We start from the raw sequence: 16,022 nt of genomic DNA, 5'->3' as shown, positions 1-16,022 counted from the left end.
GCGAGATGCAGCGCGGGACCATGTGGTCCCGCGCTGCAAGCCCCTTCGATTCCGCTGCGCGAACGAATAGGCTGGGCGTCCGCGGCATAAGCGGGCGCCGGTGGGAGTGACGTCGCTATGGAGAACAGCCTTGATCCTGCTCCTTCCCTGCTGGAGGCGCGCGGGATCAGCAAGAGTTTCGGCACGGTGCGCGCGTTGCAGGAGGTCGACTTCACGCTTCGCGCCGGTGAGATCCATGCGCTGCTCGGCGAGAATGGCGCCGGAAAATCGACGCTGATCAAGGTCGTCACCGGTGTGTTCCCGCGCGATGCCGGTGTGATCCGCTTAGGAGGCGATGAGGTCGCGCCGCGCTCGGCCAAGGCCGCGCTTCAGGCCGGCATCGCCACGGTCTACCAGGAGGTCAACCTGCTGCCGAATCTCTCGGTGGCGCAGAACCTGTTTCTCGACCGGCAGCCGATGCGCTTCGGCATCGTCCGCGAGGGCGAGATACGCCGCCGCGCCAAGACGCTGCTCGCGGACTTTGGCCTCGACATCGACGTCGGAGCGCCCCTCGGCAATTATTCGGTTGCCATCCAGCACGTCACTGCGATCGCGCGCGCAGTCGATCTCTCGGCGCGCGTGCTGATCCTGGATGAGCCGACCGCTAGCCTCGACCGTCACGAGGTCGAGATCCTCTTCCGCATCATGCGCCAGCTCGCCAAGCGCGGTATCGGCATCGTTTTTGTCAGCCATTTCCTCGACCAGGTCTACGAAATTTCCGACCGCATCACCGTGCTACGCAACGGCCGCCTGGTCGGCGAGCGCGAGACCGCCTCGTTGCCGCGGCTCGACCTGATCCGAATGATGCTCGGACGCGAGCTTGCGGAAACCACCGGCGCGCGGGCGGCCTCGCACGAGCATCAGGCGCGAAAAGTCTGTGCGAGCTTCGAGAATTACGGCAAGGCCGGCTATGTCACCCCATTTAATCTCGAGCTGCGTCATGGCGAGGTCGTCGGTCTCGCCGGCCTGCTCGGCTCGGGCCGGACCGAGACAGCGCGGCTGGTGTTCGGCGCCGAGCGCGCCGATCGCGGGCAGGCGAAAGTGGAGGGGGCGCCGGTGCGGCTCCAGTCGCCGCGCGACGGCGTACGCCATGGCTTTGGCTATTGCCCGGAGGAGCGCAAGACCGACGGCATCGTCGCCGAGCTCACCGTGCGCGAGAACATCGTGCTCGCGCTCCAGGCCAAGCGAGGTCTGTACAGGCCACTGTCGCGCCGCGAGCAGGATGAGATCGCGCGTCGTTACGTCAAGATGCTCGACATCCGCCCGCCCGATGCCGAACGGCCCGTCGGCCTGCTCTCCGGCGGCAATCAGCAAAAGGTGCTGCTGGCGCGCTGGCTCGCGACCGCGCCGCGGCTTCTGGTGCTGGACGAGCCGACCCGCGGCATCGATGTCGGCGCGCATGCCGAGATCATCCGCCTGATCCGCGAGCTCTGTGACGACGGGCTCGCGCTGCTCGTGATCTCCTCCGAGCTGGATGAGATCGTGACCTATTCCGATCGCGTCGTGGTGCTGCGCGATCGCGCCCATGTCGAGGAATTGTCGGGCGAGGCGATCGACGTCACCAACATTCTCACGGCCATCGCCGCCGACGGCGCGGCGATGCAGGAGGCGCGTGCATGACCGCGCTGCTGCCGCGTCGCGGCCTTGCCCAGATCCTGGCCCTGATCGTGATCCTCGCGGTCGACCGCGTGGTGTCGCCGCAATTCTTCGATTTGCGCCTTCAGGACGGCCGACTGTTCGGCAGTCTCATCGATGTGCTCAACCGCGGCACGCCGGTGGCGCTGCTGTCGCTCGGCATGGTGCTGGTGATCGCGACCCGCGGCATCGATCTCTCGGTCGGCGCGGTGATGGCGATCTCCGGTGCGATCGCGGCAAGCCTCGCCGACAGCCATGGTCTGCCGGTGGTGCTGGCGGCCGCGCTCGGTGCCGGTCTTGTTTGCGGATTGTGGAATGGCTTTCTCGTCGCCGTGCTCGGCATGCAGCCGATCGTGGCGACGCTGATCCTGATGGTGGCGGGGCGCGGCATCGCCCAGCTGATCACCGAAGGGCGCATCGTGACCTTCTCGTCGCCCGACCTGGTCTGGTTGGGCAACGGCTCCATCCTCGGCCTGCCAGTGCCGGTTGCAGTCGCGCTTGGCATGCTGATTTTGACCGGCGTCGTGGTGCGCGGTTCGGCGCTCGGGCTGCTGATCGAGGCGACCGGCGGCAATGCGCGGGCGAGCGAGCTTGCCGGCGTCGGCACCCGCGCGATGATTTTGGCGGTCTATGTCTGGTGCGGCGTCTGCGCCGCGCTCGCCGGCGTGATCGCCGCAGCCGACATCATGGGCGCGGACGCCAACAATGCCGGCCTCTGGCTCGAGCTCGATGCGATTCTCGCCGTGGTGATCGGCGGCACTTCGCTGTTCGGCGGGCGCTTCAGCCTCGTTCTCGCCGTGCTCGGCGCGCTGATCATCCAGACCATGAACACCGGCATCCTGTTGTCAGGCTACCCACCGGAGTTCAATTTGTTGGTCAAGGCGGTGGTGGTGCTCGCGGTGCTCTTGCTGCAATCGCCAAAGCTGTCCGGCTTTGCCGGCATCATGGCGCGGCCGCGGAGGACGAAACCATGAAAGGCCTGCCGCCCGTCCTGATCACCGCCATCGTGCTCGTCCTCGGCTTCGCCGGCTGCGCCGCGCAGTTTCCCAATATTGCCTCGACCCGCGTGGTCGGCAATCTCCTCACCGACAACGCCTTCCTCGGCATCGTCGCGACCGGCATGACCTTTGTCATCATCTCCGGCGGCATCGATCTCTCGGTCGGCTCGGTGATCGGCTTCACCACCGTGTTCGTGGCGCTCGCGATCGAGCGCTGGGGCGTTCCGCCGCTGGTCGCGTTCGTTGCCATCCTCGCGCTGTCGGCGGCCTTCGGGGCGGCGATGGGCGCAATCATTCACGTGTTCGACCTGCCGCCCTTCATCGTGACGCTCGCCGGCATGTTTCTGGCGCGCGGTGCGAGCTTCCTGCTCTCGACGGAATCGGTGCCGATCACCGCGCCGATCTATTCGACCGTGTCCGACTTTGCGTTGCGCATGCCCGGCGGCGGGCGGCTGACGGCGATCGCGATCATCATGCTCGTGATCGTGATCGGCGGCGCCTTGCTGCTGCATCTCACGAGGTTCGGCGCCAATGTCTACGCGCTCGGCGGCAGCCGGGCCACCGCAAGCCTGATGGGCGTCGCCGTCGGCAAGATGACGGTCAAAATCTACATGCTGTCGAGCCTGCTTGCAGGCATCGCCGGCATCGTGTTCTCCCTCTACACCAGCGCCGGCTATTCGCTCTCCGCCGTTGGTGTAGAGCTCGACAGCATCGCCGCGGTCGTAATCGGCGGCACGTTGCTCACGGGTGGGCAGGGCTCGGTGATCGGCACGTTCCTCGGCGTGCTGATCCAGGGCATGATCCAGACCTACATCAATTTTGACGGAACGCTGTCGAGCTGGTGGACCAAGATCGCGACCGGCGTGCTGCTGTTCGCTTTCATCGCCTTGCAGCAGGGGTTGGTCGCGCTGGCGCGCCGGCCGTCGGCGAACCGCGCGGGAGCGGTTTCATGACCTCGCGCATCGTCGTCATCCCGACCCGGCGGGCCCATTCCAACCATGCGGAAGTGGCGCGCTCGATCGGAGTCGACATCATCGCCGGCCGTTATGCAGAGGGCACGCGGGTGCCAGGCGATGCCGAGCTGACGGCGATGTTCGGCGTGTCGCGCCCCGTGCTGCGGGAGAGCGTGAAGACGCTGGTCGCCAAGGGGCTTTTGACCACCAAGGCCCGGGTCGGCACCGTCGTGCGTGAGCGCGCCGCCTGGAACATGTTCGATGCCGACGTGCTGGCCTGGCATCTCGACGCCGGTATCGACAAGCGGTTCCTCAACGACCTCGCCGAAATTCGTCTCGCCGTCGAGCCGCGCGCGGCCGTGCTTGCGGCGGCGCGGCGCTCGGAGGAGGACTTGGCCGAGCTTCGCCGCAGCATGGACCGCATGCGGCTTGAAGGTTCCGATTCCGTCGGCTTTGCCGATGCCGATCTCGCGCTCCACGTCGCGGTGGCACGGGCCTCCGGCAATCTGTTCATGCGCTCGATCGGGCATGTCATCGAGGCGGCCTTGCGCGCCTCGTTCCTGCTCAGCGCACCGGTCGAGCTTGAGGATCGCGACACCGTGCTGCTCTGGCATCAGAAGATCGTCGATGCGATTGCAGCCGGCGATGCCGAAACGGCGTCGGAAGCGATGATCTTCGTCATTCACAACGGCATGCGCCGCCATGAGGGCACCGTGATCGAGACAGCCGAGGCGCTGCCATCGGCGGATACGGGAGAATGAACGTGACTGACCTTCGCATCGCCATCGTCGGCTTCGGCAAGATCGCGCGCGATCAGCATGTTGGCGCGATCGCCGCGACAGCGGGCGCGGCGCTTGCCGCCGTCGCGAGCCGCAACGCCTCGCTGTCGAATTTGCCGCATTTTGCGACCATCGAGGAACTGCTGCACAAGGGCCCGCCGATCGATGCGGTGTCGCTCTGCACGCCGCCGCAGGTGCGACGCGCGCAGGCCGCCGCGGCGCTCGCGGCCGGCAAGCATGTCATGCTGGAGAAGCCACCCGGCACCGGCGTCGCCGAGCTTGATCCTCTCATCGCGATGGCGGCGGATGCGAAGCGAACTCTGTTTGCGACCTGGCATTCCCGCTACGCGCCGGCCGTCGAGCCGGCACGTGAATGGCTCGCGACGCGGCGGATCAGGTCGGTACACATCAACTGGAAGGAGGACGTCCGCGTCTGGCATCCCGGCCAGGCCTGGATCTGGGAACCGGGCGGGCTCGGCGTGTTCGATCCCGGCATCAACGCGTTGTCGATCCTGACCCGCATCCTGCCGAAGTCCGTGTTCGTCACCGCGGCCGAGCTGGCCTTTCCGGCCAATCGCCAGGCGCCGATCGCCGCGAACCTGACGCTGACCGATATCGGCGACACGCCGATCACGGCCGAATTCGACTTCCGCCAGACCGGGCCGCAGAGCTGGGATATCGTCGTGGAAACCGATCAGGGCCGGATGAGTTTGTCCCGCGGTGGCAGGGTCATGGCAGTCGACGGAAAGATCATATCCGAGGCGCCGGACGAGGAATATCGCGAGCTCTACCGCCGCTTCGTTGTGCTCGCGGCGACCGGCGCCAGCGATGTCGACCTGGCGCCGCTCCGTCTCGTCGCCGACTCCTTCCTGCTCGGCGAGCGCACGATCGTCGAACCCTTTATGGACTAGAAAATGGCTGGCTCAAAAATAACAAAAGATGTGTTCGGAACGCTGCCGGACGGCCGCAATGTGGATCGCATCGTGCTGCGCGGCGAGGGTGGCTTCGAGGCCCGTATCATCACCCATGGCGCGGTGATCCAGGCGCTGATCGCGCCGGACGCCAAAGGCGGTACGGATGACGTCGTGCTCGGTCACGATGCCTTTGCCGCCTATCTCGCCGAGCGGAAGTTTCTCGGCGCCACCGTCGGCCGCTACGCCAACCGCATTGAAAAAGGCCAGTTCTCGCTCGACGGCGAGGCCTTCCAGCTTCCCGTCAACAACGGCCCAAATGCGTTGCATGGCGGCCTCGACGGCTTCGACCGCAAGCTCTGGGCGATTGCCGACATCGACGAGGGCGCTGGGCCCGCGGTGACGCTGACCTACACCAGCCCGCATGGTGAGGAGAATTATCCCGGCAAGCTCGACGTGCGGCTGACCTATTGCGTCACCGGCCCGACCGAATTGTCACTGACCATGGAAGCGCGGACGGACCGGCCGACCATCGTCAACCTGACCAACCACAGCTTCTTCAACCTCGAGGGGGCAACGTCGGGTACGCCCATCCTCGACCACAAGCTGATGGTCGCGGCCGAGCACTTCCTCGCCATCGACCCCACCGCCATTCCGCTGCCGGAGCCGCCGCGCAGCGTGGCCGGCACGCCGTTCGACTTCCGTGAGGCGCGGCCGGTGGGGGCGCGCATCCGCGAGAGCGATCAACAATTGCGCAACGGCAGGGGATATGACCACACTTATTGTCTCGCCCGTGACGGCAAGCTCGCACTTGCGGCGCGGCTGGAGGCGCCGCGTTCGGGGCGGATCATGGAGCTCTTCACCAATCAGCCCGGGCTTCAGGTCTATTCCGGCAATTATCTCGACGGCACCATGTCGGGCAAGGGCGGCAAGCTGATCCGGCAGTCGGACGCCATGTGCCTGGAGCCGCACATCTGGCCGAATTCGCCGAACCGGCCGGATTTCCCGAGCCCGCGCCTCGATCCCGGCGCGGTCTACCGGTATCACACCGTCTATCGTTTTGCGGTGAGGGCGTCATGATGGAAGACGTGCCGACGTCAGTTCTATCCGACCATCCTTGTCATCTCGGCGAAGGGCCGACCTATGATGTGACCACCGACACGGCGTGGTGGTTCGACATTGGCGAAGGGAAGCTGTTCGAGGCGCATCTCGCTGGCCGCAGCATCCGTGTCCACGCGCTCGGTCGGATGGCGAGCGCGCTTGCGCGCATCGATGCCGAGCGCCAGCTGATCGTCGCGGAGGACGGTCTGTACATCCGCACACTCTCCGACGAGACGATGACGCCGTTCCTGCCGCTCGAGGCGGATAATCCCGCCACGCGCTCCAATGATTGCCGCGTGCATCAATCCGGCACGTTCTGGATCGGTACCATGGGGCGCAAGGCCGAGCCGAAGGCGGGGGCGATCTACGCGCTCCATCGCGGCAAGATATCGACGCTGTTTCCGGGCATCAGCATCCCCAACTCGATCTGCTTCTCGCCGGACGGTGCGACCGGCTACTTCACCGATACCCCGCGCGCGGTGCTCTATGCGGTGCCGCTCAATCCCGCGACCGGCCTGCCGCGCGGCGAGCCGGAGGTGCTGTTGCGTCACACCGGCATTGGGGGCCTCGACGGCTCCGTGTGCGACGCCGACGGGCAAATCTGGAATGCCTGCTGGGGCGCAAGCCGCGTCGACGTCTACTCTCCGCAGGGCGAACGCCTGCGCTCGCTGCACGTGCCCGCCAAGCAGGCGAGCTGTCCGGCCTTTGTCGGCCCGGACCTGTCGCGCCTGCTCGTTACCTCCGCCTGGCAGGACATGGACGCGTCGGCGCGCGCTGCCGATCCGCAAGCGGGGTGCACCTTTCTGCTCCAAGCGTCCGCACGTGGGCGCGCGGAGCCTGATGTCAAGCTCGCATAGGAGACCAGAGGCCACACACGACCAGAGTTTCTCGACGACCTAACAAACAGTCTGATACCCAAGGGAGTGAAACATGCTGAAACTGAAGACGACATTTTTTGCACTCGCCGTTGCGAGCGCCGCTGCGATGATCGCGCCTGCCTCCGCGCAGGAGAAGGCGACCGTCGGCATCGCCATGCCGACGAAGTCGTCGGCGCGCTGGATCGACGATGGCAACAACATGGTCAAGGTGCTGAAGGAGCGCGGCTACAACACCGATCTGCAATATGCCGAGGACGACATTCCGAACCAGCTCTCGCAGGTCGAGAACATGGTGACCAAGGGCGCCAAGGCGCTGGTGATCGCCGCGATCGACGGCACCACGCTGTCCGACGTGCTGAAGCAGGCGAAAGCAAAGGGCATCACCGTGATCGCCTATGACCGCCTGATCCGCGGCACGCCGAACGTCGACTATTACGCGACCTTCGACAATTTCCAGGTCGGCGTGCTCCAGGCGGACTCGATCGTGCAAGGCCTTGGCCTGAAGGACGGCAAGGGCCCCTTCAACATCGAGCTGTTCGGCGGCTCGCCCGACGACAACAACGCCTACTTCTTCTACAACGGGGCGATGAGCGTGCTGAAGCCGTATATCGACAGCGGCAAGCTCGTCGTCGTCTCCGGCCAGATGGGCATGGACAAGGTTGCGACCCTTCGCTGGGACGGTGCCACTGCGCAGGCCCGCATGGACAATCTGCTCAGCGCCTATTACGGCAACAAGAAGGTGAACGCCGTGCTGTCGCCCTATGACGGGCTTTCGATCGGCATTATTTCATCGCTGAAGGGCGTCGGCTACGGCAGCGCCGACCAGCCGATGCCGATCATCTCGGGCCAGGACGCCGAGGTACCCTCGATCAAGGCGATGCTGCGCGGCGACCAGTACTCGACCATCTTCAAGGACACCCGCGACCTCGCCAAGGTGACCGCCGACATGGTCGACGCCGCGCTCGCCGGCAAGCAGGTCACCGTCAACGACACCAAGACCTACGAAAACGGCGTCAAGACGATTCCGTCCTATCTCCTGAAGCCGGTCGTGGTCTACAAGGACAATTGGGAGAAGACGCTGGTCGACAGCGGCTACTACAAGAAGTCGCAGTTCCAGTAAGGCTCTCTCTTCTCCCTCTCCCCGTTCTCACGGGGAGAGGGTCGGGATGAGGGGCTCTCTCGACACGGGCACTAAAGGACAAGACGCCATGACCGCCATGCTGGAGATGCGCAACGTCAGCAAGAGCTTTGCCGGTGTGCAGGCGCTGCGCGACGTCAACTTCTCGGTCGAGGCGGGCCAGATCCACGCCCTCGTCGGCGAGAACGGCGCCGGCAAATCGACGCTGATGAAGGTCCTGAGTGGGGTCTACCCGGCAGGCAGCTACGAAGGCACCATCGTCTTCGAGGGCGAGGAGCGCCGCTTCCGCGACATCAACGATTCCGAGGCGCTCGGCATCATCATCATTCATCAGGAGCTCGCGCTGATCCCGCTGATGTCGATCGCGGAAAACATCTTTCTCTCGCACCCGCCGTCAAAATTCGGCGTGATCGATCGCGACGAGGTCTACCGGCGCACCCGCGAGCTGCTGGCGCAGGTCGGCCTGAAGGAATCGCCGGACACGCTGATCACCGATCTCGGCGTCGGCAAGCAGCAGCTGGTCGAAATCGCCAAGGCGCTCTCCAAGCGGGTGCGCATGCTGATCCTGGACGAGCCGACCGCGAGCCTCAACGAGGCCGACAGCGCCGCATTGCTCGAGCGCCTGATGGCGTTCCGCGCGCAGGGCATCGGCTCGATCCTGATCTCGCACAAGCTCAACGAAGTTGCCAAGGTCGCCGACCACATCACCGTGCTGCGCGACGGCCGCACCGTCGACAGCATTGATTGCCATGCCGAGCCGATCCAGGAAGATCGCATCATCCGCAGCATGGTCAACCGCGATCTCGCCCACCGCTTTCCCGAACGCAGCGCGAAGATCGGCGAGCCCGTGCTCGAAGTTATCAACTGGTCGGTCTATCACCCCATCCATCCCGACCGGCAGGTGATCAAGAACGTCAATTTCGGCGTCAAGCGCGGCGAGGTGGTCGGAATCGCCGGGCTGATGGGCGCCGGCCGCACCGAATTCGCCATGAGCCTGTTCGGCCGGTCCTGGGGCACCAATATCAGCGGTCGCATCGCCCTCGAAGGCCGTGAGATCGCGCTGCCGAGCGTCGCCGCGGCGATCGATGCCGGCCTTGCCTATGTCACCGAGGACCGCAAGCAGCTCGGGCTGATCCTCGCCGACGACGTCCGCAAGAACATTACGCTGGCAAGCCTCGACCAGGTCGCGCCGGGCAGGGTGATCGACGATATCGCCGAGCTGAAGGTCGCCAGCGACTACCGGAACCGGATGCGCATCCGCTGTTCCGACGTCTACCAGGAGACCGGCCAGCTCTCCGGCGGCAACCAGCAGAAGGTCGTCCTGTCGAAATGGCTGATGACCGACCCGAAAGTCCTGATCCTGGATGAGCCGACAAGGGGCATCGACGTCGGTGCCAAATACGAGATTTACTGTATCATCAACGAGCTTGCAGAGGCCGGCCGTGGCGTCGTGGTGATCTCCTCCGAGATGCCCGAGCTGCTCGGTATCTGCGACCGCATCTGCGTCATGAACGACGGTGCGTTCGTGGGTGAGTTCCCTGGCCGTGAGGCGACGCAGGAAAAGATCATGCGCGCCATCATGCGCAACGAACGAAGCAATGGAAACGGCGCGGCCGAGGTCGCGGAGATGGGAGGTGTGCGGCCATGACCGACAAGACGGTTTCGCTGCCCGAGGAGCGCCGGACCGGCAGCTTCATCAAGAACAACTTACGCAACTACGGCATGCTGATGTCGCTGATCGCGATCATGCTGTTCTTCCAGGTCATGACCGGCGGCACGCTGCTTCAGCCGCTCAACCTCACCAACCTGGTGCTGCAAAACAGCTACATCGTCATCATGGCGCTGGGCATGCTGCTGGTGATCGTCACCGGCCATATCGACCTCTCGGTCGGCTCGGTTGCGGGCTTCGTCGGCGCTGTCGCCGCTCTTCTCATGGTGACCTACAAGGTCGACTACACGCTCGCCTTCATCGCTTGCCTCGTGGTCGGCGCGGCAATCGGCGCGGCGCAGGGCTATTGGGTCGCCTATTTCAAGATCCCGTCCTTCATCGTGACGCTGGCCGGCATGCTCGTATTCAAGGGGCTGGCGCTTGCGGTGTTGCAGGGCCAGTCGCTCGGCCCGTTCCCGTCGACCTTCCAGAAGCTGTCGTCGGGCTTCATTCCGGAGCTATTGCCCGAGGCCGGTACGCTGCACCCGACATCGATGCTGATCGGCGCCGTGCTGGCGCTGGGGCTGGTCTATGCCAGCGCCAAGAGCCGGGCGCGTGAAGTCTCGCATGGCATCGAGGTCGAGCCCTATGCGTTCTTTCTCGGCAAAAGTGTCGTGCTCGCCTGCGCCGTGCTGTATTTCACCTACCTGATCGCGACCTACCGCGGCCTGCCCAACGTATTGGTGATCATGAGCGTCCTGATCGCGCTCTACGGCTTCGTCACCCGCCGCACCGTGATCGGTCGGCATATCTATGCCGTCGGCGGCAACGCCAAGGCGGCGGGACTTTCGGGTATCAAGACCGAGCGGCTGACCTTCTTCACGTTCGTCAACATGGGCGTGCTCGCGGCCCTTGCCGGCCTCGTCTTCGCCGCGCGGCTGAACACCGCGACCCCGAAAGCGGGCCTCGGCTTCGAGCTCGACGTCATCGCCGCCTGCTTCATCGGCGGCGCCTCGGCGTACGGTGGAGTAGGGAGGGTCGGCGGCGCGGTGGTCGGCGCCATGATCATGGGCGTGATGAACAATGGCATGTCCATCCTCGGCATCGGCATCGATTACCAGCAGGTGATCAAGGGCCTGGTGCTGCTCGGGGCGGTCTGCATCGATGTGTATAACCAGCGGCGGTGATGGGATCATGCTCGTAGAGTGGGCAAAAGGCGCACTTGCGCCGTGCCCACCATCTTCCACGCCGACATCGTGCAAAAGGTCCCTTCTGGCTCCGTTTCCCGGCCTGAGACGCCTGCCCGTCCGCGATGCGATGTTGATCTAGATCAACCGACGGCCCGCTCCGTGCTAATGTCATAGGGCGGGCGCAGCGTGCACGGGGAACTTGCGTGACGAGTACACCGATATCGCTGTCGGCGTCGGAGGTGATGCTGGTCTCGACGACGCCGGCGTTGCAATTGATCTACGATACCGCACCGATCGGGCTTGCCTGCCTGTCGCGCGACTGCCGCTATCTCCTGATCAACCAGCGCCTGACCGAGATCTGTGGCATATCCGTCGAAGGCCATCTTGGACGCTTTGTCAGGGATTGCGTGCCTGCGCTGGCGGATTCCGTCGAGCAGATCGTGCGGTCGATCGTCGAGACCGGGGAACCCGTCATCGGCATCGAGGTCGCGGGCCAGCGCGCCGATCAGGTCGAGGAGCGCTCCTGGGTCACCTATTGGCATCCGCTGCGAACGCAGGGCGGCGAGATCATTGCGGTCAACGTCGCCGCGGAGGAGATCACCGAACGCAAGCGCGCCGAGCGCGACATTCGCAGTGCCCGGGACGCGGCCGAGACCGCGCTTCGCCATTTGCGCGACATCCAGGCCTCGCTGATCGAAGCCGAGAAACTGGCCGCGCTCGGGCGAATGGTCGCCGGCGTCGCCCATGAGATCAACACGCCGCTCGGCAGCAGCCTGACGGTCGCCTCGACGCTTCAGCGGAAGGCGGAGCTGTTCGCGGCGGAAGTCGCGCGCGGTAACCTCAGGCGTTCGACCTTGACCGGCTTCCTGAAGCTGGTCAGTGAGGCCTCGGAACAGCTGGTCGCCAATCTCGGCCGGGCCGCCGAGCGCGTTCAATCCTTCAAGCAGGTCGCGGCCGATCAGACCGAGTCCCATCGACGAAGCTTTGACGCGGGCGAACTGGCGGGGCAGGTGCTCTCGCAGTTCGAGCGCCAGCTGCGGCAGCGTGACATCGCGCTCAGCATCAGCTGCGCGCCGGGTCTGGCGATGGACAGCTATCCCGGGCCGTTCGGCCAGGTCCTGACCAATCTCGCCGTCAATGCGATGACGCACGCGTTTCCCGGCGGTCGTCGGGGAACCATCAACGTCTCGATCGGTGCGGCCGGTTACGAACATGTCGTGCTCTCGTTTGCCGACGACGGCTGCGGCATGGCGCCGGACGTGGAGCGGCGGGCCTTTGATCCTTTCTTTACGACGCGTCGGCACGATGGTGCGAGCGGCCTCGGTCTGCACATCGTCCACAGCATCGTCGTGGATCGCCTCGGCGGACAGCTTCGGCTCGAAAGCAAGCCGGACGCCGGCACGGCATTTCGGCTTGTTTTGCCGCGGGTTGCCCCGGAACGCCCGGCAAGTCCTGAGCTATTGCCCAGTCAATGAGTATATGATCGAATGATCGGATGGATCCTGGCAAGCTCGATCTCGTCATCTTCGACTGCGACGGCGTGCTCGTCGACAGCGAGCTATTGAGCTGCCGGTGTCTGTCGGAGGCGCTGGCCGAGTTCGGCTTCGCGCTCAGTGTGGAGCAGGCGCTCGAGCTCTTTCTCGGGCGCAGCACGGCTGCGATCGGGCAGTATTTTCGCGAGCGCGGCGAGGTTCTGCCCGATGATTTCTTGCCGCGGCTCAAAACGCGCGTGCTCGAGACGTTTGCGGGCGCGCTCCAGCCGATCCCTGAGGTCAGCGCCGTCTTGTCCAATTTGAAGTCGCCGCGCTGTGTCGCCTCTTCGAGCGATATCGATCGCGTCTCGCTGTCGCTCAATGTGACCGGCCTCGCAGCGCATTTCGATGGCCGGCTTTACACCGCACAGATGGTCAAGCATGGCAAGCCCGCCCCCGACCTCTTTCTCTATGCCGCGGAGAAGATGCGGGTCGATCCTTCGCGCGCCCTGGTGATCGAGGACAGCGTCAGCGGTGTGCAGGCCGCCAAGGCGGCCGGCATGACCGTCTGGGGATTTGTCGGCGGCAGCCATTATCGCAGCCGCGACGGTCGCGCTATATTGACCGCCGCCGGAGCCGATCGGGTCTTCGCGCGGATGGGTGATTTCTGGGAGGCGTGATTTCAGCCGTGGCTGTCGAGAACGAAAAGTCCAGGCTCGACGACGCCGCGCGCGCCGGCTGGCTCTATTTCATTGCCGGCCACACCCAGGACGAGATCGCAAAACTGCTTCAGGTCTCGCGGGCGTCGGCGCAGCGGCTGGTGTCGCTGTGTCTCGCCGAGCGGCTGATCACCTTCCGGCTCGAACATCCCATCGCCGCCTGCATGGAATTGGCGGCGCGTCTGAAGCAACGGTTTGATCTTTCCCATTGCGAGGTGGTGCCGGCCGATCCGGCTGCGCCGCAGGCAACCGCCGGCATCGCCGAGCGCTGCGCCAATCTCCTGGATGCGACGCTGCGCTCGGAGACGCCCGTCATCGTCGCGCTCGGCACGGGGCGGGCGGTGCGCGCCGCGGTCGAGCGCGTCACGCCGATCGACCGGCCCAATCACCAGATCGTCTCGCTGGTCGGCAACATCTCCGCCGACGGTTCGGCAAGCTTCTACGACACCGTCGGCCGGCTCGCCGATCGCACCGGCGCGCGGCATTATCCGATGCCGCTGCCGTTCCTGATGTCGTCGGAGGACGAGCGCAACAAGATGGTCCGCATCGAGCCGATCGCGAAAGTGAAGGCGGTCGCGGCCAAGGCCGACCTGCGCCTCGTCGGCATCGGTCAGATGGACCAGAAGGCGCAGGTCCATATCGACGGCTTTGTCACCCGCGACGAATTGTTCGAGATGATGCGCCAGGGCGCCATCGGCGAGATCACCGGCTGGGCCTATGATTCCAAGGGCCGCCTGCTCAAGGCCGGCACCAACAAGCGCCTCACCAGCATTCCGCCGGAAGTGCCGGCCAGGACCACGACGATCGGTGCCGCCATCGGCGCCGCCAAGGTGCCGGCAATTGCGGCCGCGCTGAACGGGCGGTTGATCAACGGATTGATCACCGACGAGACGACGGCGAGGGCGATTCTGGAGCGGTAGGGAAGGCTAGCGCGGTAGCGGGATTCGGCTCCCTCTCCCGCTTGCGGGAGAGGGCTGGGGAGAGGGTGCCTCCCTGGCAAGACTCCCCAAAAGGAAAAAGCCCTCACCCGTATCGCATCTGCGATGCGATACGACCTCTCCCGCAAGCGGGAGAGGTAAAGCAAGCCGCGGCGCTCTATCGCAAACAACAGCCCGGCCTCCCGCACCGCAGCACTCATAAGTTGCCGAAACGCCCGCGCGCCTGCTTGACAAGCGCCGGCCCGCGGTCGAACATACGCCCAACGCGTGGGCATATGCTCAAGAACGCGAGCTTAGGGAGGTCACCGTGAAACACGTTCTTGGCGCCGTCTGCGGCGCGTCTTGCCTGTTGCTGGCCGTCCCCGCGATGGCCGAAACGACCCTGACCATCGCCACCGTCAACAACGGCGACATGATCCGGATGCAGGGATTGACCGGCGAATTCACCAAGGCGAATCCCGACATCTCCGTGAAATGGGTGACGCTGGAGGAGAACGTGCTGCGCCAGCGCGTCACCACCGACATCGCCACCAAGGGCGGCCAGTTCGACGTCTTGACCATCGGCACCTATGAAGTGCCGATCTGGGCCAAGAAAGGCTGGCTGGTGCCGCTTGCCAATCTCGGCGCCGATTACGACGTCGCCGACCTCTTGCCGAAGATCAAGGACGCGGTCTCCGTCGACGGCAAGCTCTATGCCGCGCCGTTCTATGGCGAGAGCTCGATGATCATGTATCGCACCGATCTGTTCGAGAAGGCCGGCCTGAAGATGCCGGAGAAGCCGACCTGGGACTTTGTGATCGACGCCGCCAAGAAACTGACCGACAAGAACGGTGGCGTCTACGGCATCTGCCTGCGCGGCAAGGCCGGCTGGGGCGAGAACATGGCGTTCCTCTCGGCGATGGCCAATTCCTACGGCGCGCGCTGGTTCGACGAGAAGTGGGAGCCGCAGTTCAACACGCCGGAATGGAAGACGACGCTCACGACCTACGTCAATTTGATGAAGGACGCCGGGCCGCCCGGCGCGAGTTCGAACGGCTTCAACGAGAACCTGGCGCTGTTCAACGCCGGCAAGTGCGGCATGTGGATCGATGCCACAGTGGCGGCGTCCTTCGTGACGAACCCGAGTCAGTCCACGGTTGCCGGCAAGGTCGGCTTCGCGCTCGCGCCCAACACCGGGCTCGGCAAGAACGCCAACTGGCTGTGGGCCTGGAATCTCGCGATCCCCGCCGGCTCCAAGAAGACCGAAGCCGCGGAGAAGTTCATCGCCTGGGCAACGAGCAAGGACTACACCAAGCTCGTGGCCTCGAGGGAGGGCTGGTCTAACGTCCCGCCGGGCACGCGCACCTCGCTCTACCAGAACCCTGACTATCTGAAGGCCGCGCCCTTCGCCAAGATGACCCTGGCCTCGATCGACGCAGCCGACCCGAACAAGCCGACCGTGAAGCCGGTGCCTTATGTCGGCGTGCAATATGCTGCGATCCCCGAATTCCAGGGCATCGGCACCCAAGTCGGGCAGCAGTTCTCGGCCGCGCTTGCGGGATCGATGACGGTCGATGCGGCGCTTGCCGCCGCGCAATCCGCCACCGAGCGCGAGATGAAGCGCGCCGGCTATATCAAGTGAAC

The 16,022-nt window shown here is 65.0% G+C and carries 14 protein-coding genes; all 14 read left to right on the top strand.

Features of this window, described 5'->3' with window-relative positions; translation table 11 throughout:
- The first annotated feature begins 117 nt into the window (after positions 1-117).
- Positions 118-1,659, top strand: a complete 1,542-nt coding sequence (locus IC761_RS23505) for a sugar ABC transporter ATP-binding protein (protein ID WP_195799003.1) — start codon at positions 118-120, stop codon at positions 1,657-1,659.
- Complete coding sequence (locus IC761_RS23500; protein WP_195799002.1) at positions 1,656-2,648, top strand: ABC transporter permease; 993 nt, start codon at positions 1,656-1,658, stop codon at positions 2,646-2,648. The genes IC761_RS23505 and IC761_RS23500 overlap by 4 nt, the downstream gene beginning before the upstream one ends.
- Positions 2,645-3,625, top strand: coding sequence for a galactofuranose ABC transporter, permease protein YjfF (gene yjfF / locus IC761_RS23495; protein ID WP_195799001.1), 981 nt, complete (start codon positions 2,645-2,647; stop codon positions 3,623-3,625). The genes IC761_RS23500 and yjfF overlap by 4 nt, the downstream gene beginning before the upstream one ends.
- Positions 3,622-4,386, top strand: a complete 765-nt coding sequence (locus IC761_RS23490) for a FadR/GntR family transcriptional regulator (protein ID WP_195799000.1) — start codon at positions 3,622-3,624, stop codon at positions 4,384-4,386. The genes yjfF and IC761_RS23490 overlap by 4 nt, the downstream gene beginning before the upstream one ends.
- A 2-nt stretch (positions 4,387-4,388) precedes the next feature.
- Entirely contained in the window at positions 4,389-5,315 is a 927-nt protein-coding gene (locus IC761_RS23485; protein ID WP_195798999.1) for a Gfo/Idh/MocA family protein, read from the top strand.
- 3 nt (positions 5,316-5,318) lie between these two features.
- On the top strand, positions 5,319-6,395 hold the full coding sequence (locus IC761_RS23480) for an aldose epimerase family protein (RefSeq protein WP_195798998.1): 1,077 nt from the start codon (positions 5,319-5,321) through the stop codon (positions 6,393-6,395).
- Positions 6,395-7,273 carry an SMP-30/gluconolactonase/LRE family protein gene (locus IC761_RS23475; RefSeq protein WP_195804753.1) on the top strand — a complete coding sequence of 293 codons (879 nt, stop codon included), beginning with the start codon at positions 6,395-6,397 and terminating at the stop codon, positions 7,271-7,273. Before IC761_RS23480 ends, IC761_RS23475 begins: the two co-directional genes overlap by 1 nt.
- A gap of 73 nt (positions 7,274-7,346) precedes the next feature.
- Positions 7,347-8,414 carry a multiple monosaccharide ABC transporter substrate-binding protein gene (gene chvE / locus IC761_RS23470; protein ID WP_195798997.1) on the top strand — a complete coding sequence of 356 codons (1,068 nt, stop codon included), beginning with the start codon at positions 7,347-7,349 and terminating at the stop codon, positions 8,412-8,414.
- An 88-nt stretch (positions 8,415-8,502) separates the two neighbouring features.
- Entirely contained in the window at positions 8,503-10,080 is a 1,578-nt protein-coding gene (gene mmsA, locus IC761_RS23465) for a multiple monosaccharide ABC transporter ATP-binding protein (RefSeq protein WP_195798996.1), read from the top strand.
- Positions 10,077-11,267, top strand: coding sequence for a multiple monosaccharide ABC transporter permease (mmsB, locus tag IC761_RS23460; RefSeq protein WP_195798995.1), 1,191 nt, complete (start codon positions 10,077-10,079; stop codon positions 11,265-11,267). The genes mmsA and mmsB overlap by 4 nt, the downstream gene beginning before the upstream one ends.
- Positions 11,268-11,473: 206 nt before the next feature.
- A complete protein-coding gene (locus IC761_RS23455) occupies positions 11,474-12,745 on the top strand; it encodes a sensor histidine kinase (RefSeq protein ID WP_246791308.1) in 1,272 nt (423 codons plus the stop codon).
- Between the two features lie 20 nt (positions 12,746-12,765).
- Complete coding sequence (locus IC761_RS23450; protein WP_195798994.1) at positions 12,766-13,422, top strand: HAD family hydrolase; 657 nt, start codon at positions 12,766-12,768, stop codon at positions 13,420-13,422.
- 8 nt (positions 13,423-13,430) lie between these two features.
- The gene (locus tag IC761_RS23445) at positions 13,431-14,381 is read left to right on the top strand and encodes a sugar-binding transcriptional regulator (RefSeq protein WP_195798993.1); all 951 of its coding nucleotides are present in this window, start codon (positions 13,431-13,433) and stop codon (positions 14,379-14,381) included.
- A 325-nt stretch (positions 14,382-14,706) separates the two neighbouring features.
- Positions 14,707-16,020, top strand: a complete 1,314-nt coding sequence (locus IC761_RS23440) for an ABC transporter substrate-binding protein (protein ID WP_195798992.1) — start codon at positions 14,707-14,709, stop codon at positions 16,018-16,020.
- The last annotated feature ends 2 nt before the right edge of the window (positions 16,021-16,022 follow it).

Source organism: Bradyrhizobium commune (genome assembly GCF_015624505.1).
In the GTDB taxonomy this organism is placed as follows: Bacteria; Pseudomonadota; Alphaproteobacteria; order Rhizobiales; family Xanthobacteraceae; genus Bradyrhizobium; species Bradyrhizobium commune.
Note: the sequence above shows the minus strand (reverse complement) of the source record. Positions and strands in the feature narration are given on the sequence as shown.

What these genes read in the sequence shown, in the direction of transcription:
- IC761_RS23475 (WP_195804753.1), top strand. Translation starts at nt 6,395, where the DNA reads ATGGAAGACGTGCCGACGTCAGTTCTATCCGACCATCCTTGTCATCTC.
- IC761_RS23480 (WP_195798998.1), top strand. Translation starts at nt 5,319, where the DNA reads ATGGCTGGCTCAAAAATAACAAAAGATGTGTTCGGAACGCTGCCGGAC.
- IC761_RS23450 (WP_195798994.1), top strand. Translation starts at nt 12,766, where the DNA reads ATGGATCCTGGCAAGCTCGATCTCGTCATCTTCGACTGCGACGGCGTG.
- mmsA (WP_195798996.1), top strand. Translation starts at nt 8,503, where the DNA reads ATGACCGCCATGCTGGAGATGCGCAACGTCAGCAAGAGCTTTGCCGGT.
- IC761_RS23490 (WP_195799000.1), top strand. Translation starts at nt 3,622, where the DNA reads ATGACCTCGCGCATCGTCGTCATCCCGACCCGGCGGGCCCATTCCAAC.
- IC761_RS23500 (WP_195799002.1), top strand. Translation starts at nt 1,656, where the DNA reads ATGACCGCGCTGCTGCCGCGTCGCGGCCTTGCCCAGATCCTGGCCCTG.
- yjfF (WP_195799001.1), top strand. Translation starts at nt 2,645, where the DNA reads ATGAAAGGCCTGCCGCCCGTCCTGATCACCGCCATCGTGCTCGTCCTC.
- mmsB (WP_195798995.1), top strand. Translation starts at nt 10,077, where the DNA reads ATGACCGACAAGACGGTTTCGCTGCCCGAGGAGCGCCGGACCGGCAGC.
- chvE (WP_195798997.1), top strand. Translation starts at nt 7,347, where the DNA reads ATGCTGAAACTGAAGACGACATTTTTTGCACTCGCCGTTGCGAGCGCC.
- IC761_RS23505 (WP_195799003.1), top strand. Translation starts at nt 118, where the DNA reads ATGGAGAACAGCCTTGATCCTGCTCCTTCCCTGCTGGAGGCGCGCGGG.